The sequence below is a fragment of the Lutimaribacter degradans genome (genome assembly GCF_023703375.1).
GTDB classification, from domain to species: domain Bacteria; phylum Pseudomonadota; class Alphaproteobacteria; order Rhodobacterales; family Rhodobacteraceae; genus Lutimaribacter; species Lutimaribacter degradans.
The window spans coordinates 1-21091 of sequence record NZ_JAMQGO010000017.1 but is presented as its reverse complement, the minus strand read 5'-3'; the positions used below and the strand labels follow the sequence as shown (position 1 = coordinate 21091).

Annotated in this window: 21 protein-coding genes; 8 read left to right on the top strand and 13 right to left on the bottom strand. The window is 65.3% G+C overall.

All coding sequences use genetic code 11. The features are described 5' to 3' along the window. The first annotated feature begins 5 nt into the window (after window positions 1-5). From M8744_RS16665 to M8744_RS16630, 7 genes are all read left to right on the top strand, one after another. Window positions 6-533: a C40 family peptidase gene (locus tag M8744_RS16665; protein WP_251419860.1), complete on the top strand. Its 528-nt coding sequence runs from the start codon at window positions 6-8 to the stop codon at window positions 531-533. Further along, the gene (locus M8744_RS16660) at window positions 533-3994 is read left to right on the top strand and encodes a phage tail protein (protein ID WP_251419858.1); all 3462 of its coding nucleotides are present in this window, start codon (window positions 533-535) and stop codon (window positions 3992-3994) included. Before M8744_RS16665 ends, M8744_RS16660 begins: the two co-directional genes overlap by 1 nt. An 11-nt stretch (window positions 3995-4005) precedes the next feature. After that, entirely contained in the window at window positions 4006-4725 is a 720-nt protein-coding gene (locus M8744_RS16655; protein WP_251419856.1) for a hypothetical protein, read from the top strand. Continuing rightward, the gene (locus tag M8744_RS16650; protein WP_251419854.1) at window positions 4725-5528 is read left to right on the top strand and encodes a hypothetical protein; all 804 of its coding nucleotides are present in this window, start codon (window positions 4725-4727) and stop codon (window positions 5526-5528) included. The genes M8744_RS16655 and M8744_RS16650 overlap by 1 nt, the downstream gene beginning before the upstream one ends. A gap of 59 nt (window positions 5529-5587) precedes the next feature. Next, the gene (locus M8744_RS16645) at window positions 5588-5884 is read left to right on the top strand and encodes a hypothetical protein (protein ID WP_251419853.1); all 297 of its coding nucleotides are present in this window, start codon (window positions 5588-5590) and stop codon (window positions 5882-5884) included. A 105-nt stretch (window positions 5885-5989) separates the two neighbouring features. Next, window positions 5990-6670, top strand: a complete 681-nt coding sequence (locus M8744_RS16640) for a YcbK family protein (RefSeq protein ID WP_251419852.1) — start codon at window positions 5990-5992, stop codon at window positions 6668-6670. Window positions 6671-6832: 162 nt separating this feature from the next. After that, a complete protein-coding gene (locus tag M8744_RS16630; protein WP_251419849.1) occupies window positions 6833-7093 on the top strand; it encodes a hypothetical protein in 261 nt (86 codons plus the stop codon). Between the two features lie 85 nt (window positions 7094-7178). Here M8744_RS16630 and M8744_RS16625 read toward each other — a convergent pair whose 3' ends face one another. The 13 genes from M8744_RS16625 to M8744_RS16565 all read right to left on the bottom strand — a co-directional run bounded on the left by M8744_RS16625 (window position 7179) and on the right by M8744_RS16565 (window position 19872). Beyond that, entirely contained in the window at window positions 7179-7688 is a 510-nt protein-coding gene (locus M8744_RS16625) for a TIGR00645 family protein (protein WP_251419847.1), read from the bottom strand. 176 nt (window positions 7689-7864) lie between these two features. Next, on the bottom strand, window positions 7865-9142 hold the full coding sequence (locus M8744_RS16620) for a hemolysin family protein (RefSeq protein WP_251419845.1): 1278 nt from the start codon (window positions 9140-9142) through the stop codon (window positions 7865-7867). Between the two features lie 98 nt (window positions 9143-9240). After that, window positions 9241-9663: a DUF6635 family protein gene (locus M8744_RS16615; protein WP_251419844.1), complete on the bottom strand. Its 423-nt coding sequence runs from the start codon at window positions 9661-9663 to the stop codon at window positions 9241-9243. Window positions 9664-9838: 175 nt separating this feature from the next. Further along, a complete protein-coding gene (locus tag M8744_RS16610) occupies window positions 9839-10567 on the bottom strand; it encodes a class I SAM-dependent methyltransferase (protein WP_251419842.1) in 729 nt (242 codons plus the stop codon). Between the two features lie 12 nt (window positions 10568-10579). Then, window positions 10580-11518, bottom strand: a complete 939-nt coding sequence (locus tag M8744_RS16605) for an NAD-dependent epimerase/dehydratase family protein (protein WP_251419841.1) — start codon at window positions 11516-11518, stop codon at window positions 10580-10582. Beyond that, window positions 11505-12038, bottom strand: coding sequence for a dTDP-4-dehydrorhamnose 3,5-epimerase family protein (locus tag M8744_RS16600; protein WP_251419840.1), 534 nt, complete (start codon window positions 12036-12038; stop codon window positions 11505-11507). Before M8744_RS16600 ends, M8744_RS16605 begins: the two co-directional genes overlap by 14 nt. Next, a complete protein-coding gene (locus M8744_RS16595) occupies window positions 12038-13270 on the bottom strand; it encodes a class I SAM-dependent methyltransferase (RefSeq protein ID WP_251419839.1) in 1233 nt (410 codons plus the stop codon). The genes M8744_RS16600 and M8744_RS16595 overlap by 1 nt, the downstream gene beginning before the upstream one ends. After that, the gene (gene rfbG, locus M8744_RS16590) at window positions 13267-14319 is read right to left on the bottom strand and encodes a CDP-glucose 4,6-dehydratase (RefSeq protein ID WP_251419837.1); all 1053 of its coding nucleotides are present in this window, start codon (window positions 14317-14319) and stop codon (window positions 13267-13269) included. Before rfbG ends, M8744_RS16595 begins: the two co-directional genes overlap by 4 nt. After that, entirely contained in the window at window positions 14316-15086 is a 771-nt protein-coding gene (gene rfbF / locus M8744_RS16585) for a glucose-1-phosphate cytidylyltransferase (RefSeq protein ID WP_251419834.1), read from the bottom strand. Before rfbF ends, rfbG begins: the two co-directional genes overlap by 4 nt. Next, window positions 15083-17377, bottom strand: coding sequence for an O-linked N-acetylglucosamine transferase family protein (locus M8744_RS16580; RefSeq protein ID WP_251419833.1), 2295 nt, complete (start codon window positions 17375-17377; stop codon window positions 15083-15085). Before M8744_RS16580 ends, rfbF begins: the two co-directional genes overlap by 4 nt. A gap of 2 nt (window positions 17378-17379) precedes the next feature. Then, on the bottom strand, window positions 17380-18147 hold the full coding sequence (locus M8744_RS16575) for an anti-sigma factor family protein (RefSeq protein ID WP_251419831.1): 768 nt from the start codon (window positions 18145-18147) through the stop codon (window positions 17380-17382). Then, on the bottom strand, window positions 18131-18673 hold the full coding sequence (locus M8744_RS16570; protein ID WP_251419829.1) for a sigma-70 family RNA polymerase sigma factor: 543 nt from the start codon (window positions 18671-18673) through the stop codon (window positions 18131-18133). Before M8744_RS16570 ends, M8744_RS16575 begins: the two co-directional genes overlap by 17 nt. A 29-nt stretch (window positions 18674-18702) precedes the next feature. After that, window positions 18703-19872, bottom strand: a complete 1170-nt coding sequence (locus M8744_RS16565; RefSeq protein ID WP_251419827.1) for a 2OG-Fe(II) oxygenase — start codon at window positions 19870-19872, stop codon at window positions 18703-18705. A gap of 182 nt (window positions 19873-20054) precedes the next feature. Here M8744_RS16565 and M8744_RS16560 point away from each other — a divergent pair, with 182 nt between their 5' ends. After that, a complete protein-coding gene (locus M8744_RS16560; protein WP_251419825.1) occupies window positions 20055-20705 on the top strand; it encodes an exopolysaccharide biosynthesis protein in 651 nt (216 codons plus the stop codon). Window positions 20706-21091: the final 386 nt, after the last annotated feature.

Genomic DNA, 21091 nt, shown 5'->3' with positions numbered 1-21091 from the left:
TTGCCATGACCAAAAAGATCCACCCTGCCACCCCCGCGCAGGCCACCTCGCATAGTGACGCCGGGCTCGCAGTCTCCAACGCTCCCCAGATGCCCGTTTCCACTTCGCTGACCCGTGACGCCATCCAGACCGAAGCCCGCCGCTGGCTCGGGTTCCCCTTTCGCCATCAGGGCCGAAGCGCCGAGGGGATCGACTGCGTGGGCCTTCTCGTCATGATCGCCCGCGCGTTCGAGCTGCCGCATGACGATGTGACCGGCTATACGCGTCGCGCCAAGGGCATGGGGTTTCTGGAGCATTTCCACGCCCATCTGACCGAGATCGCCCCGGCCAGGATCGCACCCGGCGACGTGCTGGTCTTCGTCGAGGCGCTCTATCCTTGTCACACCGGCATCCTGAGCGACCGCCTCGGCGTGCCCCATCTGATCCACGCCCATGGCGCGCGCGGCCGGGTGATCGAGGAACCGTATCTGGGCGAATGGCCGGGCAAGCTGCGCTTTGCCTTCCGCTTCCCCCAACTCCTCGAGGCGCGCTGATGGCCGTCCTTGCCGTTGCAGGGCTCGGGGCCTGGGGATCGGCAGCACTCGGCCTTGGCTGGCAAGCGGGTTGGCTTCTGGGCTCAGTCGTTGGCCAGTCGCTCTTCGGTCCAAAGCTGCCCGATCAGCAAGGCCCGCGCCTATCCGATCTCGCCGTCAGCTCCTCGGCCTATGGCGCCCCGATCCCCATCGCCTATGGCACACTGCGCATCGCCGGCAACATGATCTGGTCCACCGGCCTCATCGAGACCACCACCACCACCCGCGTCGGCGGCAAAGGCGGGGGCGGCGGGCAAAAGGTCACGGAATACAGCTATGCTGCCAGCTTTGCGCTCGCCTTCGGTGAAGGCCCCGCAGATCAGGTCCTGCGTCTCTGGGCCGATGGCAAGCTGATCTTCGACCGCACGGGCGCCATCGAGGGCAGTCAGACCGTCGCCCGCGACGGGCTCCGCATGCGCTTTTACCCCGGCGATGAGACCCAACTTCCCGATCCCTTGATCGCCTCTGTCGAAGGCGCGGGCTCTGTGCCCGCCCATCGCGGCCTGTGCTACATCGTCTTCGAGGATTTTGAACTCGCGGATTACGGCAACAGGATCCCCAACATCACCGCCGAGATCACGTGGCGCGCGCAGCCCCGCTATCCGGTCCAACGCCTGCAGTTCATCTCCGGGCCTCTCACGACCTTCACGCGCGACGAACTTGCCGTCGACTGGCGCCGGGGCCGGGCCTTTCTGGTGGCCACGAGCCCCGCTGGCCTGCGGCGCTTCACCCTGCGCAACATGCACGAAGACCGGCAGGTCCTTGCCACGGACGTCATCACCACCGCAGACGGGACAATCGGCTCGGGCTTTGACTGCCTCTTCTGCGGCACCGATGGGGCAGTCTACTGCACGCTGGGCTTCGGCAATGCCCGGCCGATCCTGCGCATCGATCCCGATGCGCTGCGCGAGACCGGCCGGTTTGGCAGTTACAGCATCGCGCTCAGCAACGGCACCACGCGCTTTACCTACACGCGCCGCATGGCGATGATCACCCGCGGCAGTGCGCGCTATCTTCTGACCGCCAATGGCACCGGGCCACGCCATCTCGGCCTCCTGAATGCGGGCAAGATGGCCTATCATTGGCACGAGAACAGCATCGGGCAGAACATCGCCGCCCTGACCGGCGGGGCCGAGGGGGAAGGCTGGGCGCTCACAGGCAATTCCAGCCTCGGCCAGTTGCACCGCATCCGTGTCACCGACGATGGGGCCACCCGCAGCGTGGGGCTGGCCTTCACACCGAGCGATATCGATCCGGAGGCCACCAGCCTCAACAGCGATTACGGCGGGCTGAACTTCGATCCGGCCGATGGCGGCCTTGTCTTCTGGTGCGGGGTCGATGGCCCGGGCTTCAGCGACCGGCAATACATCGTCAAATGGCGCCCCGGTCTTGGCATCCTCTGGCGCACCGCCGTGGCGATCTGGCCGAGCCATTTCGCCAACCGCCAGCCGGTCACCACCGCCCGTCTGACGGGGACGGAATTCGCCATCGCCCGCGATATTGGCGCCGGCGGCAAATGGCGCGTCATCAAGCTCGATCTCAGAACCGGGGCGATCACGCTCGATGCCGATGGCTGGCTCAACGGGGCCTCGGGCCTCGGCGGCGCGCAGGTCTATGATGGGGAGACCGACAGCCTCCTGGCCTATGACCCGGGTGGCCGGTTCAGCCGCCTCTGGCTTGGCAGGGCAGGGGGCGACGGCGCAACGCTGGGCGGTATCCTGTCCGACCTCTGCGCCCGCGGTGGGCTCGCGCCGTCGGACATCGACGTCAGCGAGATGACCGACACGGTGCCGGGCTTTGTCCTCGGCCGACAGGGGACCTTGCGCGGGGCCATCGAGCCCCTGGCACGGGCCTATTTCTTCGACGGCGTCGAAAGCGACGACCGCCTGGCCTTTCGCAAGCGCGGGCGCCCGCCCGCAGCGACCCTCTCGCCCGATCTGCTCATCCCCTTGGATGGCCCCTCCAGCGGTGGCTCCTCTGCAGGCGAGATATGGCGCGAGACGCGCAGCCAGGAGGTCGATCTGCCCGAGCGGGTCAGCGTTCTCTACATGGATGCCAGCGCCGATTATCAGCAGGGCTCCCAGTCGGAGAAACGGGCGACCCATCCGGTGCCCACCATGGGCTCACGCCATCAGGTCTCGGTCGAATTGCCCATGGCCCTCACACCGAGCACCGCACGCACGATTGCGGCCCGCGCGCTCTACGCCGCCTGGTCCGAGCGCTGCCTCTACGAGGCGCGTCTGCCCTCGGACTATCTGCGCCTGGAGCCCACTGATGTGGTGACGATCACCCTTCCGTCCGGTGGCGCAATCCGCGCGCGGCTCGAGCGGGTCGATCTCGGCGCGGATCTGACGCTCGCCCTCCGGGCCGTGGCGCAGGAGGCCGGGGTGCATGACATCACCCGCCAGGCCGATGGCGGTCAGGGACGGGTGCCGGTGCCGCTAGGCGGCGCGCCGGAGACCCGGCTGCATCTGCCGGACCTGCCGCTTCTACGCGACGTCGATGCGCCGGTCGCGGCGGTTTCGCGGGCCTATATCTTCATGGGCGGCTATGGCAGCGGCGCCTGGCCGGGCGCCGCGCTCTTCCGCAGCAGCGACAGCACAAGTTGGGAGTTCGTCGCGCGCAATGCCGCACAGGTGGCCCATGGCGTGACCCAGAGCGCCCTCGGCGCGCCGCCTGCGGTCTTTGCGACCGACGAGATCAATAGCCTGCGCGTCGCCATGACCACGGGCGGGGACCGGCTGGCAAGCGTCAGCCAATCCGCCATGCTTGACGGGTCCAATCCAGCCCTCTTGATCCGGGCCGATGGCGCACCGGAGGTGCTGCAGTTCCGCGAGGTCACACCCCTGGGCGGAGGCAGCTATGAGCTGAGAGGCTTTCTGCGGGGGCGGCGTGGCACGGATATCTTTGTCTCCGGCCACACGGTCGGGGAGACCTTCCTCCTGCTTGAGCCCGGTGCCATCACCTCGACGCTGCTGTCCTTGGGGGATCTCGGGCTCATGCGCTATTGGCGCGCGGTGGGGCTGGGCGAAAGCCTTGATCGTACGCCCATTGAGGCCCGTGTGCATCGCGGGCGTGATCTGATGCCCTATGCGCCGGTGCATCCAAGGGCCGTGAAGGTCGGCTCCGACATCCAGATCACCTGGACCCGGCGCACCCGCCTGGGAGGGGATCTGCGCGATGGCACCGGCACCGTGCCCCTGAGCGAGACGGTTGAAGCCTATGAGGTCGATATCCTCGCAAGCCCCGGCGGTGCGGTTCTACGCACGCTGACAACATCGACACCCAGCGTGACCTATCCGGCGGCGGCCATCGCCGCCGACTTCACAAGCCCGCCCGCCACGCTCGCGGTCCGGATCTGCCAGATGAGCGGCTCCATCGGGCGGGGCGTCCCGCGCCTGGCCACGCTGACACTTGCCTGAGGAGCCCCCCGATGACCAGCCCGAACCTGGCCGCGCCCCATGTCGCCGCCGCCCAGAACCAGAAAGAGGTCACCATCAATGACGCGATCAACGCCCTTGATCTCGCCATGGTGGCCACCCTCTCCGTCGATTGCACCGCGGGCGGCACGATCAGCCCGACGCTGGCACAAGTTCAGCGCGCGGCACGGCTTGCCCTGACCGGCACCCCGGCTGCGGCCTTCACGCTGCAACTCCCCGCAATCTCACGGCTGCTGGCCGTGCAGAATGGCACGGGCCAGAGCGTGTCGCTACGTCAGGCCTCCGGGCCGATGGTCGATCTCGCCGCAGGCCGTCAGGATCTGATCCATGTCGGCGGCAATGCCGTTTCTCGCGTCGGCGCGCGGCAGGAGGAAGCCTGGGATTTCGGGATGACGGCTTTTGCCACCCCCGAGGCCAGCGCCGTGCTGGGCAAGGTGGTTGTGCCAAGGGCGGTGCTTCTGCCTGTCGATTTTGCGGGCGCGCGCGGCCATGCCGATGTCGCGCCCACCGCCGCCTTCGAGATTGCGCTCACGCGCAACGGCGCCCCGGCAGGGACCATCACCATCGATGCGACAGGGGCCTTCGCCTTTGCCACCGCGGGCGGCCTGGCGCTTTCCCTCGTGCCGGGAGATGTGCTGCGCTTCGTGGCGCCTGCAACAGCCGATGCCACCATCGCGGGGATGTCCGTCACGCTGACCGGGAGCCTGCTCTGATGCCGCTTCTCTTCACGAGCCTCCTCGCGGCCGGGGCCGGGGTGGTTCCGCCTGATCCACCCTTTGTCTGGACGACGAACCTTCTCTACCGCTTCTCGGCCAGCGAAGCGGTCTTTGCCGACAATGCGGGCCTCGTCCCCGTGGCCGATCTCGATCCTGTTGCCCGCTGGGGCAATCTGGGCAGCGCCGAGGATGCGCAGCAATCCGATCCCGCCCATCGCCCCCTCTGGCGCAGCGACGGTCTTGGTGGCCACCCCTATATCGCCTGTGATTGCAGCCTGGCGCAGTGTTTCGAGGACCTGGACTTTGCCCAACCCGCAGGCTCGACGGGAAGCGCCCCCTTCACGGTCTTTGCCGTGACCGATGCCGTGGCAGAGTTGAGCCTCCTGCCGGCCCTCCTCGGTGCCCCGGTCTCCAGCGGTGGCAAGGTCTCGCTGCATTTCCGCGACACGGCCGGGGCGCAAATCCATTGGATCAAGTCGCAGATGCGCGCCGGCAATGTCACCAACCCGCAGCTCCTCATGGCGGCCGCCGGCCGCAATGCCAGTGGCGACACCAATCTGCCCTATGCAAATTTCTGGTTGCGGCAAAACCGCATCGGCCTGTGGATCGAGGATCGCCAACTCAGCAATCTCTCCAGCACGGCCCTGGCCAGCACCCAATTCCTGCGCAGCTCGGGCTTTTCCAGCGGCGGCTATTTCCACGGCCATCTCTACGAAGTCCTGCTCTACGAGGGAACCCTCGATGATACCACCACCTTCGCCATCGAGGATTGGCTGGCGCAGCGCTACGGCCTGCTCTGAATTGGGGCGCTGCGGTGCAATCGACCTCTTCGCACGCTCCTGAACACAAGGAATTCCTCATGTCCCTTGTCACCGATGTGGCGCAGGCCCTGCGCGAGCATGGGCTGACGGCCGCGATCACTGGCCTCATAGCGGGTCTTTTTGCCCTCGCCGCAGGTGTCACCCGGCGCGCCTTTACCAACGAGGCGATGCTGCAGCGCCTCGATCACGAACTGACCGAGGAACGCGACCGCGTCGACAAACAGCGCGCGGAGGACCGAAAGATCGATGCCGATCGCCTCTCCAGCATCGAAACCGACATTCGCGATATCCGAGATTTGCTGTTTCAGGCGTTTCAGCGCGGAAAGGGCGAATGAGGCAGCACGCAACTGTGGCCGTTATCCTCGCCAGCCCCAGCAGCCTTTCCCGACATATCCCATAGCCCGCCAATGGCGGGTGTTTCCATTCCCAAGGAGGTCATCATGCCTGAAGCGATCCGAACCTTTCGGCATTTCCGCAACGTGCCAGAGCGCGATTGGCGCTGGCCGAACTTCTCGCCCGCCGAAATCGCCTGCAGGGGCACCGGGGCGATCAAGATCAACATCGAGGCGCTCGACAAGCTGCAAGCCCTGCGCGACCGGCTGGGCAAGCCGCTGATCCTCCGCTCCGCCTATCGCAGCCCCGAGCACAACCGCGCCGTCGGTGGTGCGACCCGGTCCAAGCACCTCGACGGCGCCGCCTTTGACATCGCCATGGCGAACCACGATCCCGTTGCCTTCGAGACAGCGGCGCGGGCGGTGGGGTTCCTCGGATTTGGCTACTATCCGCGGTCCGGCTTCATGCATATCGACCTTGGACCAGCGCGGAGTTGGGGCGAGAAGTTCCCGGTCCGCGCGGTGCCCTTTGCGCCAGAGGCCCCGCCCGCGCGCGAATTACTGGCCGACAGCCGCATCATGAGGGGCGGCGGGGCTGCCGGAGCGGCGACGCTGGGTGCCGCGGGTGTCGAGGTGGCGCAGAGCGTCCTCGCCGAGACCCAGACCGCGATCCTGCCGCTCGTGCCGTATCTCGACACCCTGCGTTGGGTGTTCATCGCCGTCGCGCTCGGCGGCATCGCAGTCACGATCTATGCGCGGCTCGATGACTGGCGCCGGGGCCGGAGATGACTGGTGGGCCCCTCACAGTGATCGCCGGATCGGCATGGGCGTGCACGGCGATACGCTATGGCGCTATTGTCCTCGCCGTGCTCTTATTCCTGCTTTCGCTTCGGCGGTCCGGCGAGCGAGCGGGACGCTTCGCGGAACGTCTCAAAACCACTGAGGAGGCAAATGATGTGCAACGCCGGATGCTGGAAGCGGCGGCTCGCCGCCCTCGCAATCGCGACGAGCTTGCTGAGCGGCTGCGCAACGGTCGCTTCTGAACCCCGCGTCGCGACCGTCTGCCCACCGCAGGTCCAGTATCGCCGCGAGTTCCAGGCTCGGGCGGCCGAGGAACTGGCCCTGCTGCCGGAGGGATCGGTGATCCCCGAAATGCTGAACGACTACGCCGTGATGCGAGGGCAGATCCGCGTGAATCAGAACCGTCGGTGAATCCTGGCACAGAGCATCGGCTGCGATTGGTCAACGCACCATGGTCGCAGAAGACCGCAGTGCGGCGACATTCCTGCCAAAGGGCCTACTTTCGCTTGCTACTTTCGGCGATGTAGTCGGTGACTGCGAAGAGCACGCCGGAGAGCACGAAGGTGAAGTGAATGCCGACCTTCCAGGCGAGCTGGCTGTCGGTGTAATTCTGGCTAACGAGGAATGCCTTCAAAAGCTCGACCGCCGATATGGCGACAATTGCACCGATAAGCTTGAGCTTGAGATCTGAGAACCCAACCTTGCCCATCCAGGCCGGCCGATCTTCGTGATCGTTGGTATTGATCCTGGAGACGAAACTTTCGTAGCCGCTGAAGACGATGATCAGCAGCAGTACGGCTATAAGCGCTGTGTCTACCAGCGTCAGGATCGAGATCACGACGTCGTAATCCGTGGTCGTCCAGATATTGAGGATGAGGTCCAGAAGCTCCTTCAGGAACTTGAAAAGCAACACCACCATCGCCACCAGCAGTCCGATGAAGAATGGAGCGAGGATCCATCGGCTCGCAAAGATCAGCTTTTCCATTGCACGTTCCAATTCCGGCATTACGCTCCTCCTATCCAAGCCGACATTTTCAAGCAGCGCACCGGTGGCGCTGAGGGTCGCGTTGATCCATGTCCGTATCAAGCAGTTCGCGTCCCCGTAATTTGAAGCCTTGCTGCAGACGAGCTGAGCGCATCGGCAGTAAGGTGTGCAGTCTGTATCGCAGCCGGTCTCATTGTCTAGCCTGACCGGCCGACCAGAAGCTTGTCGATCCGCCGCCCGTCCAGATCGACAACCTCGACCGTCCAGCCCTGCAGCTCCATCCGCTGGCCGACCTCCGGCAGGTGTCCGATCTCGTCGAGAACAAGTCCCGCGACAGTCTCATAATCGCGATCCTTATCGATCTCCAGCGACAGCAGGTCGGCGAACTCGTCGACCGGCATCCAGCCTGCGATCAGGTAGGAGCCATCCGCGCGCGTTACGATCTTGGGCTCGTCCGCAGCACTGTCTGGAAACTCGCCAGCAATGGCCTCCAACACGTCCATTGGCGTGATGATTCCCTCGAAGTGCCCGTACTCGTCATAGACCAGCACCATGTGCGCCGGTGCCGTCCGCAGACGATCCACCACTTCCAGCGCGCTTTGCGCGTCCCGAACCACCGGGGCCTCGCGTAGCAAGGCGCGCAGATCGAACGGCTCGTTCATCAGGGCGGGGACCAGGATGTCACGGGTTGTCAGAACGCCGATGATGTTGTCGACCTCCCCCTCCCAGACCGGCAACCTAGATCGGCTGAGATCATGCAGGCGCTGCAAAAGTTCCGCCTTGTCGCTGCTGGCATCGAGCGTCTCGACCTCATGCCGTGCCGTCATCAGCCCCCTTGCTGTTCGGTCGGCGACCCGCATCACGCCGGCAATCATCTGGCTCTCGGCCTGTTCCATGGCGCCGGAGCTTTCCGCCTCGGCAACGATCAGCCGGACCTCTTCGTCGCTCACCCCGCGTGATTGGCCGCCCGACTGCCCGAGCAGCGCCAGCACCAGCTTGCCCGATCGGTCGAGGACCCAGACCAGCGGGGCTGCGACGCGAGCGATGATCCGCATCATCGGGGCCACGCGCGCAGCGACCTGTTCGGGCGCGCGCAGGGCGATCTGCTTGGGCACCAGTTCGCCCACGATCAACGACAGGTAGGTGATCGCCACAACCACCGACCCGACACCGACCGGCTGCGCAAAGGCCGACGGCGTGCCGGCGTCGATCAGGCTCGCCGCCAGCCGCGCGCCGAGCGTCGCGCCCGAAAAGGCGCCCGCGAGGATGCCGACCAATGTGATGCCGATCTGCACGCTGGACAGGAACCGGCCCGGATCCTCTGCGAGACGGATTGCCGTCGCAGCCCCCTTGCTTCCCTTGTCGGCCAGAAGCTTTAGCCGCGCGGGCCGGGCCGAGACGATGGCCAGTTCGGACATCGCCAGAAGGCCGTTGATCAGCGTCAGCAGAATGACGATCGCAATCTCGAGGTACATTTTCTCCAACTCTTGCCGAACGTTCCGGCCCTTTATCGTGATGATGGTGTATACTGTTGGGGCGCTCGTGGCCACGGGCCAGGCGTGGCGACGCCTTGTCAGTTCCTGAACATGCTGAAAGCGCTTGCGACTGCGTCCCACAGATCGAGCAGGCGTGCATAGAAATGCTCGCGCGCGACGAAAGGTCTGTCGCCGCGCCCAAGGACATCTTCCTCCACCGTAGCCAGAAGCCGTCCGAGGCGGCGGCGGTGGATTCCGAAACGGCTTTGCACCGGGTCGGCAAGCACACCCGCGAAGGCGGCGACAACCGAGCCGACCATCATCAGCCCAGCGACGGTCGCTCCCACCAGCCAAGTGGAAGCATCCGCCGCGAACACGCCGTACCACATCCCGCCGAGCGTTTGACCGAGCGGAAAGGCGGCGATGCGTCGCCCTCGGTCTGGCTGTGCGGCTGTGCTGCCGGGCAGTTCTGACGGCGGCGAGATCGGGGCATGTCCACCGGTCGTGGTGTATAGCCACAAGTACCAAGCGCGGGCGGCTGAGGAATTGGCCTTTCTGTCGGAGGGGGCGGCAGTCGTGGAGATGTTGAGTGACTACCGCTACACGTGATGCGGGAGCAGGCGCGGATGTCCAGCCAGTTCCAGCCAAGTCGACGCAAAGTGGTTCACCCTCCTGGAAATAAGAATAATCCTATCGTCACGAGCCATCCTTGCCAGCAAAGGCCGAGCGACGGCCGCGGATTTTCAACGGACGAGTCGTTTCCTCGATCCGACCGTTTTCGATGATGTAGAGCGTTGGTGGGCCCGTCTTGATCCGTTTTTCGATCATGGTGATCGAGTCGAAGAAGCGGACCGACTCCAGCTCCTTTGCGATCGGGTCGAACGGGAACATCTCGTCCTGATCGGTATACCAGCTGTGCATCCGGTCGATCAGTCGCTTTGCGAATTCGATGAAGCTTGCCTCGTTGCGATAGCCGCCCCCGAAGCCCGGCCAGTAGCTTGTGTGGCAATCCTCGACGACATAAACACCACCGTCTGCGATATGCGGCCAGAGCAATTCGAAGCTCTTGATTTGGTGAGCGTTCACGTGGCTGCCATCGTCCACGATAATATCGAAAGGTCCATAGGTCCTCGCAATCTTTTCGATGAAGTCCGGATCGGCTTGGTTTCCAATCTCGATCGTGGTTCCCGGTTCGGCATGGTTCGCGCAGGCCGGATCAATGTCGATAAAGGTGAGGCGCGACCCATCGGCTAGAAACGCCTTCCACATCGGGACCGAACCGCCCTTGAACACGCCGATCTCCAGAAAGGAAACCGGCCTGTCCCGGGATTGGGCAAGCTCGCGCTCGTAGATGTCGTAATAATGCGCCCATTTCATGAGAACGCGATCATCCGTGCCCTCGAAGTACTTCCGGAAAAAGCTCATGATTGCGTCCTTTCAGTTTCGTGAGGCAGCGTCGGCCGCGCGGGTCTGTGCCGCCACCTGGTCGTTGGCGAAGCGCGAGAGACCCTCGTCGACATCTTCGGGGGTCAAGCCGGTTGTCGCGAACAGGCGGGACAGGTCGGGGATCATCACGGGCGGATCTCCCGGTCCGGGTGCATGCTTCAGGCTGAGGCCTGCGTCCGCGCCAACCGCCTCGGCCATGATCCGGGCCAGGGCGCCGAGGCTACGCGGGGCGCCCGATCCGATGTTGAATGCGCCGTTCGCATCGGTTTTCAGCAAGGCCACGATGCAGCGCGCCACATGAGCGGTCGAGGCGAAATCGCGCACGAGGTCGGCGGCGCGCACCTCTGCCGGCCGACCCTCGGCCAGGGCGGCCAGCAGCGCGGGCACGAAGCGGGCGGGATGCTCGCCCGGGCCATAAAGATGAAAGAGACGGGCCCAGACCAAGGACGCGCCGGCCTCCCGGCTGAGCTCTTCCATCTGGCTATGCAGTAGGGCCTTTGCCATGCCGTAGGGCGTTGTCGGAGCGATCGCGCGCATCTCGGGCCAGGGTGCCAAGCCGTGAGGCTCTGTCAAGTATTCGGCGCAGGTGCCGATGCCGACGATCCGTCGCCCGCCGCCGGCGAGAAACAGCGTCGCCAGATCGAGCGAGGCCGCGCGCCAGTCGGCATTGAGCGCGTCATACCAGAAGGCGCCGTGTTCGACATACCACGCGGCATGGATCAGGCGGGTCGCGCGCGACAGGCCGATAAGGCGCGTGCGATCCTCCGGGTCAAGAAGATCCGCGCGATGCCATCGCACGCCCGCGCTGTCAGGCCTGTCGTGGCGAGAAACGGCTTCGACAGGGATGCCCCGCGCCGCAAGCTCGGCAAGGATCGCGCGACCGACGAAGCCGGTTGCGCCGGTCAGGAGGACGGGCTCAGGCACAGCCATGATCGGGCCATGACCGATCCTTGTCGGAGATGACCGCAGGCTCGGACGGCCAGGTTATCGCAAAGGCAGGGTCGTTCCAGCGCGCCCCGCGCGCGCCGTCGGGCGCGTGTGCGGTGTCGATCAGGTATTCGACTTCGGCCCCATCTGTCAGGGTAAGGAATCCGTGCGCCACGCCGCGAGGCAGGAACAGGGCGCGGTCGCCTTCCGCGTCGAGCCGTTCGGCGTGCCAGTGCAGGTAGGTCGGCTGGTCGGGGCGCAGGTCGACCGCGACATCCCAGACCGCCCCCCGCGCGCAGCGGACGAGTTTCTGTTCCTCGTGTGGTGGTGCCTGCCAATGCAGCCCGCGAAGCGTGTGGCGGCGATGGTTGGTCGACAGGCTCGACTGGACGGGCAAGAATTCCAGCCCTGCCCGAGAGAAGCTTTCGCGGCACCACAGGCGGCGGAAGCTGCCGCGCGCGTCTCTGTGCGGTTCGGCGCTGACGGCGAAGACGCCGGCGATTGGTGTGGGATCGAAGCGCATCAGAGCCGCCGCATCTCGGGAACGGCCGTCCACAGACCGCCACGGTAGCCGGCGTTGCGCAGCGAAGCCACGATCTCGGGGGCGATGTTCCACGGCAGGATCAGGATATCGTCCGGCGCCATCGCGAGGAGCTCCGCGGGATGCACGATGGGCACGCGGGTGCCAGGCAGCCGTCGCCCCTGTTTCGAGGGCGCCATGTCGGCGACGGCCAAGAGGTGACCGGCGCGAACCCGCGCTGCGTTCAGGAAGGTGTTGCCCTTTGCCGCAGCACCATAGGCGCCGATGCGCCGCCCCATGTCGGTCTTCGCAGCAAGCCAGCCACGAAAGCCCTGCAAGGTCTCTTCGACTCGCGGCTGGAAGCTCTCGTAGAAGGCATCGTCCTCCAGCCCGCGCTCGGCCTCTTCGGCGCGGAGGGCGCTCAGCCAGGCCGAGGCGGGACGGGGCGCATGCCCGGCCAGTATCCGCAGCGATCCGCCATGGGTCTTCAGGCGTTCGACGTTGAAGACGGTCAGCCCCGCCCGGGCCAGCAAGTTCTCGACCGACAAGAGCGACCAGTAACCGTAATGTTCGTGATAGATCGTGTCGAATTGCACGCCGTCCACCAGAGCCAGCAGGTGCGGTGCCTCGATCGACAGGACGCCCTCGGGGGCCAGCAGCCGCGCCAGCGCATTCGCGAAACCCGTGACATCGGGCACGTGGGCCAGCACGTTGTTGGCCACGACCAGATCCGCCGGTCTGCCCGTGCGCGACAGGATCGCCTCGGCGCTGGCCTCGGTCAGGAAGGCGGTTTCCGTGGGCACGCTTGCGGCACGGGCGACCTCGGCCACGTTCGCGGCAGGCTCGACGCCGAGGCAAGGGATGCCCGCGGTCACGAAATGCTTCAGCAGGTAGCCGTCGTTCGATGCCGCCTCGATCACGAGCGAGTCGGCCCCCAGGCCCAGCCGCGCGGTCATCTCCTTCGCGAAGCGGGCTGCGTGTTCGACCCATGACGACGAAACCGACGAGAAATAGGCGTAGTCGCTGAAGACCTCCTCGGGATCGACGATGTGATCGAGTTGGACCATCCGGCAGTCGCGGCAGACAACGGCGCGCAGTGGGTGGCGCGGCTCGGCCTGCGGGTCTGATCCATGCGCGGGATAGGCGTTGGCGACTGGCATCCGGCCCAGATCACAGAACACCGGTCCCAGGGGACCATCGCAGGCGCGGCAACGCGTGATGGTGCCGACAATCATGCGATCAGGTCTCCGTGCAGGTAGGTTTGGATGGTGTCGCGGCTGATCTTGGCCATATCGCGGCCTGCAAGCCGGTCCCGATACCAGCACGCCGTTTCGGCAGCTGCCATGCCGACGGACATTAACGGCGCCCAGCCAAGCGCCGTGCAGGCCAGGGAGCTGTCAAGCGCGAGGCGTGGCTGTTCGGGATAGGCCGGGGCAGCGTCCTGCGCCCAGTCGATCGCGGTGCCGGTCGCGCGCGCCCAGAGATCGAGCAGGTCGCGCACACGGGTCTCCGCTTCCGCCGGGCCGAAATTGACCGCTTCGGGCGCCGGGCCCGAGGCAAGGGTTTCGGCCAGCAGAAGATAGCCACAGATCACGTCCAGAACATGCTGGAACGGGCGCGTCGCATCAGGGTGGCGCAGGCGCAGCGACTGCCCGGCAGCCATGGCGCGCACAAGGTCCGGGATAAGGCGATCTTCTCCAAGGTCACCTCCGCCGATCACGTTGCCAGCCCGCGCCGTGGCGATCGGCACAGTGATCCGGCCCGCCTTGCGATAGGAGGCGACCAGCAACTCGCACGCCGCCTTGGACGCGCTGTAGGGGTCCTCCCCGCCCAGAGCGTCGGCTTCGACAAAGGGGCGACGGGCGCCGGTCTGGCGATAGACCTTGTCGGAGGTGACGATCACCGCCGCGGCGATGGGCATGCCGGCCGCCGCGTCCAGCAGCGTGCGGGTGCCGTCCAGATTGGCCGACCATGTTCCCGATGGGTCGCGATGGCCCCGACCCACGATCGCCTGCGCGGCGAGGTGCAGCACCACGCCACCCTCTGGAACCGCATCCCCGATCGCGCCGGTCGCCCTGATATCGCGGCGCAGGTCGCGGTCGAGCCTGGCGGCCCCGCCAAGCGCGTCATGGGCCGACAGCCCCGGTTCGGGATCGAGCGCCAGCCCTGTCACCCGCGCGCCGAGCGCATCGAGCATCAGCGCAGTCCAGCCGCCCTTGAACCCGGTGTGGCCGGTCAGAAGCACGGGCCGGCCGCGCCAGAAGGATGGATCGGGTCGCCTCACCAGATCTTCCAGGGTGCATGCCCCGCCTCCCAGAGCACTCGCAGGTAGTCCCGATCCCGCAATGTGTCCATCGGCTGCCAGAAACCGCGATGTTCCCACGCCATCAACTCACCCTCGGCAGCGAGCGATTGCAGCGGCGCGCCTTCCCAGACGGTGGCGTCGCCTTCAATCCGGTCGAGCACGGCGGGTGACAGCACGAAGAACCCGCCGTTGATCAGTCCGCCATCCCCGGCGGGCTTCTCGGTGAAGGCGCTGACACGGCCATCGACGGTATCAAGCGCGCCGAAACGTCCCGGTGGCACCACGGCAGACACAGTTGCCTGCTGCCCGTGTCTCCGATGAAAGGCAATGGCGCCAGTTACATCCACATCTGCGACCCCGTCCCCGTAGGTCATGCAGAAGGCGTCATCGCCGCGCAGGAGATGGCCGATCCGGGCGAGCCTGCCACCGGTCTGGCTGTTTTCGCCAGTGTCGATCAGCGTGACCCGCCACGGCTCCGTTCCGGGGCGCAGAACGTCGACCGCGCCGGTGGACAGGTCGATCGTCAGGTCAGAGTGCAGCCGCGTGAAGTCGAGGAAGTAATTCCGGATCTGCCAGCCGCGATAACCGAGGCAGATCACGAAATCGGTGATCCCGTGTGCCGCGTAGATCTTGCAGATGTGCCAGAGGATCGGCTGCCCGCCGATCTCGACCATCGGTTTCGGGCGCAGGCCCGTCTCCTCGGACAGTCTTGTGCCGCGTCCGCCCGCCAGGATGACAGCCTTCATTCCGAAGCCACCCTTTGCGCCAGATCATAGAATGCCTTGGTGAACCGCTCGGGCTGGCCGAGAGGGTTGGCGCGGATCGCGGCCCGAGCCCCTTTGCGCATCGCCGCGCGGCGGGCCGGATCGGCGGCCAGTTCCGCCGCCTTGGCCACGTAGTCCGCAACGGAAAACACCGCGAGATCGCCCAGCCCCGCGTTCGACAAGTTGGAATAGGACAGCCGCTCGGGGAAGCCGCGGCCCGCCAGGCTGACAGTCGGCACCCCCATCCACAGCGCCTCGCAGGTCGTGGTGCCGCCGACATGCGGCAGCGTGTCGAGCGCGATGTCTATTTCGTTGTAATGGGGCAGGTGCCCGCCGCGGATGCCGATGAACTCCAGCCTGTCGGGGTCGACGTCGCGCCGGGCAAAGGCGGCCCGCGCGTTGCGCACAAAGCTCTCGGCACCCGCCTCGGGCCGCAGGAACAGGAACCGCGAACCTGGCATGGTCCTCAATACCGCTGCCCAAGCATCGAGGCAGGCGGGCGTGTACTTGTAAGGGTTATTGGCCGTCCCGAAGGTCAGATGCCCCTTGCGGGCCTCTGGCGTTCCTTCAGATATGTCGATCTCGGCGAACATGCGCGAGATAGCGACCCAGGTTTCGGGCATCTCGAAGGGCCGTTCGATCAGCAGGCGCGGATCGTCCGGGCGGATGTAGGGATCGGTCAGGATCAGATCGATCTGCTCCAGCCCCGAAGAATGCGGATAACCCAGCCAGCTCGCGCCCAGCCGCGCGGGGCGATAAGCCATAACCTCCAGCTTGTTCATGGCGGTGGAGCCGCCAAGCTCAAACAGAATGTCGAGGCCGTCCTGCGCGATTCCTTCCGCGACCTGAGCGTCGGGACGCCTCGGCCAATGCCGGAACGCCGTTACGCTCCGCGCGATCAGCGCCTGCACGCTGTCTTCGGGCTTTTCACTGAACGAATAGCAATAGACATCAACCCTGTCGCGGTCGTAGCCCTCCAACAGAGGCAGCGCGAAGTAGGTGACGGGGTGCTGCCGCAGATCCGAGGACATGAACCCGATCCGAAGCTTGCGCCCCGTCGCCAGCGCCGGTGTCGCGATCGGTTCGACGGGAGAGATGTCACGGCTCGCCTTGCGGCCCCACTGCCGATGCCAGTCGACCAGTTGCAGCCTTTCATCCAGCGTCGTCACCTGTCCAAGCTCGTAATGGACGTTGGAATGGCGTCCGTCCGCCAACCAGACCGGCAGTAGCGACGCCAGCGTTCCGGTGCGCGCCATGGTATCCTCGTCGAGTACACGCATGAAGACCGTTCGTAGCGTGCGCGCTGCGTCCGGCGCTCGAGACGGAAAGCGATCGAGCAGCCGAATTCCGAGCTCATATGCGCGTTCGAGATGGGCGACCTCGCTGCCGTAACGGCTGCGGGCGAGGCTATCCACAAGGCCGTCCAGCGCCTCGAACGACCCTGGATTCGCTTCGACGGCACGCGCATATGCAGCGTTCGCTGCCTCACGGTCGGAGTCGCCGTAGGTCACGGCCAGCAACATGTTGGCACCCAGATGTCCAGGACTGGATGCAATGATCTTCGACAGGAGTTCCCTCGCCTTGTCTGGTTGGCCTTCCCGATGATGCAGGCGGGCCATGGCGACGGCGATCTCGGGCTCACCCGGGCGTTGCGCCGCAAGCCGATCGAGAAGCGCCCATGCTTCCGCGGCCCGCCCGACCTCGCGCAGGGTCGTGGTCAGCATGCCGACGGCCGCCATGTCCCAAGGGGCGAGCATCACGGCCTTGCGCAGGCTCTCCAACGCTTCCTTCGAACGCCCGAGACCGAGAATGGCTCGGCCATGCAACCGCCAGAGTTCCGCCGACTTCGGGTCTGCCCGAAGCCCTCCCCGGAAGGCTTTCGCAGCGGCTTCGAGGTCGCCCATGGCCTCGTGCACATTGCCAAGGTTCTGCCAGGCAGACACAACGCCGGGTTTCAGCTTTCGCGCCTGCTCGAGCACCTGCACGGCCTTGGTGAAACGGCCCGCCCGTTTCAAAAGCACACCCATCAGGTTCGTGACCGGATAAGACTTACGGTTCTTGGCGAACCAGGGCTTGAGCACCTCGATCGCTTCGGCGTGCTGGCCCAATTCAGACAGAGCGATGGCGTGCCGCTCGGCGGTCTGACGCAGCGACGCTCCGGCCTTTCGCGCTTCTGCGAAGGCCGAGACAGCCTCGGTCAGGTTGTTTTCAACCAGTGCAGCTTGAGCCCGCGACAGAGCTTCCTCGACAGGGGTAAGTTTAAATCGGTCCAATTTCAGTTCAACCTGTTCAAGAGTTCATGCGCCCCTGCTGCCAACTGCGCGGGATGTCCGGATTCATCGACGAGGACGAACGACGATCGACCACGCTCGAACAGCGCAATGGTGCGTCCCTGAAACTCGAAGGCTCTGGGCGGATCCTCAGTATCGTCAGTGCCTCGGGCGATCGCAAAGAGCATCAGTCGACCGAGATCAGGGGCGTCTATTACAATGGCAATGGCGGGGCGATCAGGTGTTGCAACGATTTGCACATCGCGCACTGTCCAATCCTCGGGCAGGGACGGCAGGTCTACCCCGAGTGCTGCGACGATTTCCTGCGCGTTCAGCTCCGCGCTTTCGGGCTGCGATACCATCCAGTGCCGAAGCTCCAGCGCCGACTGCGCGTCGAGCGCCGCCTCCACCAGCGGTGGGGCGCTTGCGGGCCCGGTCATTTGCCACGTCGCATGGACAACCCAACCTGTAGCGAACAGAACCACGGCTGCCGCGAAGGGAACTGCGCGACGCAACACGCGCTGCCCGCGCAAACGGCCCTGCAAACGATGCGCCCCGGCCACGAGTCGTGGCGGCGCCGGATCGTCTGCAGATGAAAGCGCCATACGCAGTGCTGCAGTGTTGCCTGCATCGGCAAGCAGGTCTGCCGTCCGCTCCGGCCTTTCCTTAAGAAAATCGGCGACGGCTATGATGCGATCGGGGTCCAGACGCCCCTCCAGAAGCGCCAGAAGATCGGCCTCAATCTGTGGATCGATCTCAGTCCTGTCGCTCATCGCGTCCTCCCACAATCCTGAATGGTTTCGCCGACGCTGCCTCGCCCCGACCGTCCTCGAAGGCGCGGAGTGCCGCGCGCGCGCGGCCGACGCGGGACATCACCGTGCCCGGCGGCACACCCAAAATCTGCGCCGCTTCGATCGGCCCAAGCCCCTCTACCGCCACCAGGTGAAGGGCTTCACGCTGTTCGGCACTCAGCGACAGGAACGCGGCGCGTAGCTGTGCCAGCCGTGCCGCCATTTCACCGGACGCCTCCACAAAGGACGGTCGTGTCTCGGCCCAAGCCTGTTCTCGGGCTTGGGACGCCTGCGCACTGCGCCGGGTGTCGATGAAGAGATTGTGCAGGATCGCCATCAACCAGACCCGCACATCCGCACCATCCCGGAAGGTTGCGCGCCGCTCCTGCGCCCGCACGAAAGTCGCCTGCACCAGGTCGTCGGCCGCTTCGGCGTCGCGTGTCAGGACCCGCGCATAGCGGCGCAGGGCCTCGAGTTGTCCAACGATGTCGAGGTCGTCATGGGCCATGGAGGCTCATATCTCCTGTCGGGCGCGTCTCATGCGCTCTGTTCTGCCGATGTCTGGTCGCTCGCGCGATAGTTCGAGCCGGTCTCGCCAATGAAGCGGGCATTCTCTTCGCGTATACGGGCCGCTGCATCGTCATACAGAAAGGGCAGGAAGGCAAAGCGCCTGCCTTTGGTCACCTTGCTGACTTTGTGTAGAAGCGAGCAAGAGAACACGACGGCACCACCCGGTGGAGCCTTGAAGCTGCGTGGGCCGTATTCCGGAAAGCTGACCTCGCCGCCCTCGAAATCGTCATTGAGATTGACCGATACGGCAAAGCGGCGATGCACCGTGCCTTTTGTCGTGTTGTCGCGGTGCGCAGAGAAGTGGCCACCATCCTCGGCCGCGTAGCAGGAGACGATGTAGCGTTCCATCCGCGTCACCTTGAACTGGTGCACCTTGGCAATCTCAGGCACGACACGGCGCAGGAACCGCGCCTGCAGGGCCGAGATCAGGTCGCCGTCCTCGATGTTGTAATCCTTGCGGCGTTTGAAACCTGGGTCGGTGATCGCCATCGTCCTGCCGCCGATTTCGCGCATGAAGCCGCTTTCTTCCCCGCCTTGCGCCTCATAGAGCCCGATCAGATGCTGGCAGAGCTCGGGCTCGAACACGCGTGGCAGAAACAGGACCGGAGCCATGAGTTCGACCCCGGCAAAACGCTCGTGCGGCGGCAGGCTGTCCATGAGCGCCATGATCTCACAAACGTCACCACGATCCTGCCGGAACGGGATGGCTGCCAGCACGCGCATCGTGGGGTCGATGACGATCCACTGCCGCGCCAGCGCGACCGGCCCGCTTGCGGGGTCCGCCTCCTTGTCGGCAACGCCATAGCGCCGTGACGCGGTCAGGTCGAAATCCCAGAAGTGGCGATAGCCGGGGATGCGGTTCGCCACGCGGCCTGCTGCCTCGTCCTCCCGGTCGACGCTTACCCCGAAGAAGCAGGCCCGGTCGTCGTCGAAGATGTCCGTCCGGGCGTGGGCGGCCTCGAGCGCTGCCTGCGCATGGGGATCGCCGGCGCTGCCGTAGAAGCACAGCACGAGGTACCGCCCCGCCGCGCTGTCGAAGGCGTAGCGCGGGTTCGAGACGCTTCTCTGGATAAAGCCCGGCGCCGGGTCGCCGGGCGTCAGTAGCGTCTTCGCGTCGATCTGCAACGGTGAATCCATTCCGGCCCTCGTTTTTGTGTTCAACATCCATACGGAGGCGTCGGCCGATCCCATCCCGCACGTCGAAAATTTTTTGGCCGCTCTTCTTTCGGCGGACGGGAGTGCCTGGTGGCTCCGTAAGTCAGTCGAACGCAGCGCCGTGCAGGCCAATCCGCCACACCCTACACTCTCCGAGGATCGCGATGACCGACCAGACCACGAGATGGTCAGCCGACAACACCGAAGTCTCCAGCCCACCGCGCCTGACCGAGATGCTTTCTCAAGTGTCGGACCAGACCCGCGGCGACCGTGTTTCGGTGCGCACGCTCGTCGAGGCATTCCGCTACCGTGCTTCGGGCGCGCTTCTGTTCCTGTTCGCTGTCCCCAACGTACTGCCAATGCCACCGGGGACCTCCGGCATCCTTGGCCTGCCGTTGGTCATCATCGCGTCTCAGTTGATGGGCGGCCGACCCTTGATCCTCCCCGACGTCGTCCTCAAGCGATCCATTTCCAGCGAGGGCTTCGGTCGGATGGTCGACCAGACGGTGCCCCGACTGAAACGGATCGAGCGACTGTTGCGCCCGAGGATGCCCGGGCTGACGGGAGATACGGCCGAGCGGGTGATCGGTGCCTTCTGCCTTGTGCTGGCGGTCATCCTGACCCTGCCCATCCCGTTGGGAAACGTGCTGCCGGCGCTGGCGATCTCGATCATCGCACTCGGAATGATCGAACGCGACGGCGCCTGGATCCTTTCGGGCTTCGCGGTCGGCGTCGCGGCGATGATCGTGGTCGGCGGCGTGCTATGGGCCTTGGTACTTGCAGCCCTGTTCTTCTTTGCGAGCATCGCAGGCTAGGAACCACCTAAGGCATTGAAAACATTTCTGGTTGCTTGGAGAACGTTGGATCCCGGTCCCATCCCCTCCGCCACTTGCCCTCGCGAAAGCGTTCTCTTGATCCGGCTGCGGCCGGATTTTTTCGTTGTTTTCGAGGGTTATGCGGGAGGGGCTGGGCACCGCCCCTGCTGTCAGGAGGCCCGGAAGCGGTCTCTCAGGGCCGATATTCTCCGGACCTGATGACTACGCGAATTTGGTGAATAGCTTGCAATTATCGGACATTGCTATGTTTTTCCAAAGTTGCCCTTTGGACCTGTCGCGGTTTGGTGCCGCTCCTTTGATAGCATATTGTGCAGCAAAGGAGACGAGCTATGGGAACAGGACGAACGGAAGAATTTCGCAAGGAT

Bases quoted from the DNA above. Each gene is read 5' to 3' on its own strand.
- M8744_RS16665 (WP_251419860.1), top strand. From the start codon at position 6: ATGACCAAAAAGATCCACCCTGCCACCCCCGCGCAGGCCACCTCGCAT.
- M8744_RS16660 (WP_251419858.1), top strand. From the start codon at position 533: ATGGCCGTCCTTGCCGTTGCAGGGCTCGGGGCCTGGGGATCGGCAGCA.
- M8744_RS16655 (WP_251419856.1), top strand. From the start codon at position 4,006: ATGACCAGCCCGAACCTGGCCGCGCCCCATGTCGCCGCCGCCCAGAAC.
- M8744_RS16650 (WP_251419854.1), top strand. From the start codon at position 4,725: ATGCCGCTTCTCTTCACGAGCCTCCTCGCGGCCGGGGCCGGGGTGGTT.
- M8744_RS16645 (WP_251419853.1), top strand. From the start codon at position 5,588: ATGTCCCTTGTCACCGATGTGGCGCAGGCCCTGCGCGAGCATGGGCTG.
- M8744_RS16640 (WP_251419852.1), top strand. From the start codon at position 5,990: ATGCCTGAAGCGATCCGAACCTTTCGGCATTTCCGCAACGTGCCAGAG.
- M8744_RS16630 (WP_251419849.1), top strand. From the start codon at position 6,833: ATGATGTGCAACGCCGGATGCTGGAAGCGGCGGCTCGCCGCCCTCGCA.
- M8744_RS16625 (WP_251419847.1), bottom strand. From the start codon at position 7,688: ATGCCGGAATTGGAACGTGCAATGGAAAAGCTGATCTTTGCGAGCCGA.
- M8744_RS16620 (WP_251419845.1), bottom strand. From the start codon at position 9,142: ATGTACCTCGAGATTGCGATCGTCATTCTGCTGACGCTGATCAACGGC.
- M8744_RS16610 (WP_251419842.1), bottom strand. From the start codon at position 10,567: ATGAGCTTTTTCCGGAAGTACTTCGAGGGCACGGATGATCGCGTTCTC.
- M8744_RS16605 (WP_251419841.1), bottom strand. From the start codon at position 11,518: ATGGCTGTGCCTGAGCCCGTCCTCCTGACCGGCGCAACCGGCTTCGTC.
- M8744_RS16600 (WP_251419840.1), bottom strand. From the start codon at position 12,038: ATGCGCTTCGATCCCACACCAATCGCCGGCGTCTTCGCCGTCAGCGCC.
- M8744_RS16595 (WP_251419839.1), bottom strand. From the start codon at position 13,270: ATGATTGTCGGCACCATCACGCGTTGCCGCGCCTGCGATGGTCCCCTG.
- rfbF (WP_251419834.1), bottom strand. From the start codon at position 15,086: ATGAAGGCTGTCATCCTGGCGGGCGGACGCGGCACAAGACTGTCCGAG.
- M8744_RS16575 (WP_251419831.1), bottom strand. From the start codon at position 18,147: ATGAGCGACAGGACTGAGATCGATCCACAGATTGAGGCCGATCTTCTG.
- M8744_RS16570 (WP_251419829.1), bottom strand. From the start codon at position 18,673: ATGGCCCATGACGACCTCGACATCGTTGGACAACTCGAGGCCCTGCGC.
- M8744_RS16565 (WP_251419827.1), bottom strand. From the start codon at position 19,872: ATGGATTCACCGTTGCAGATCGACGCGAAGACGCTACTGACGCCCGGC.
- M8744_RS16560 (WP_251419825.1), top strand. From the start codon at position 20,055: ATGACCGACCAGACCACGAGATGGTCAGCCGACAACACCGAAGTCTCC.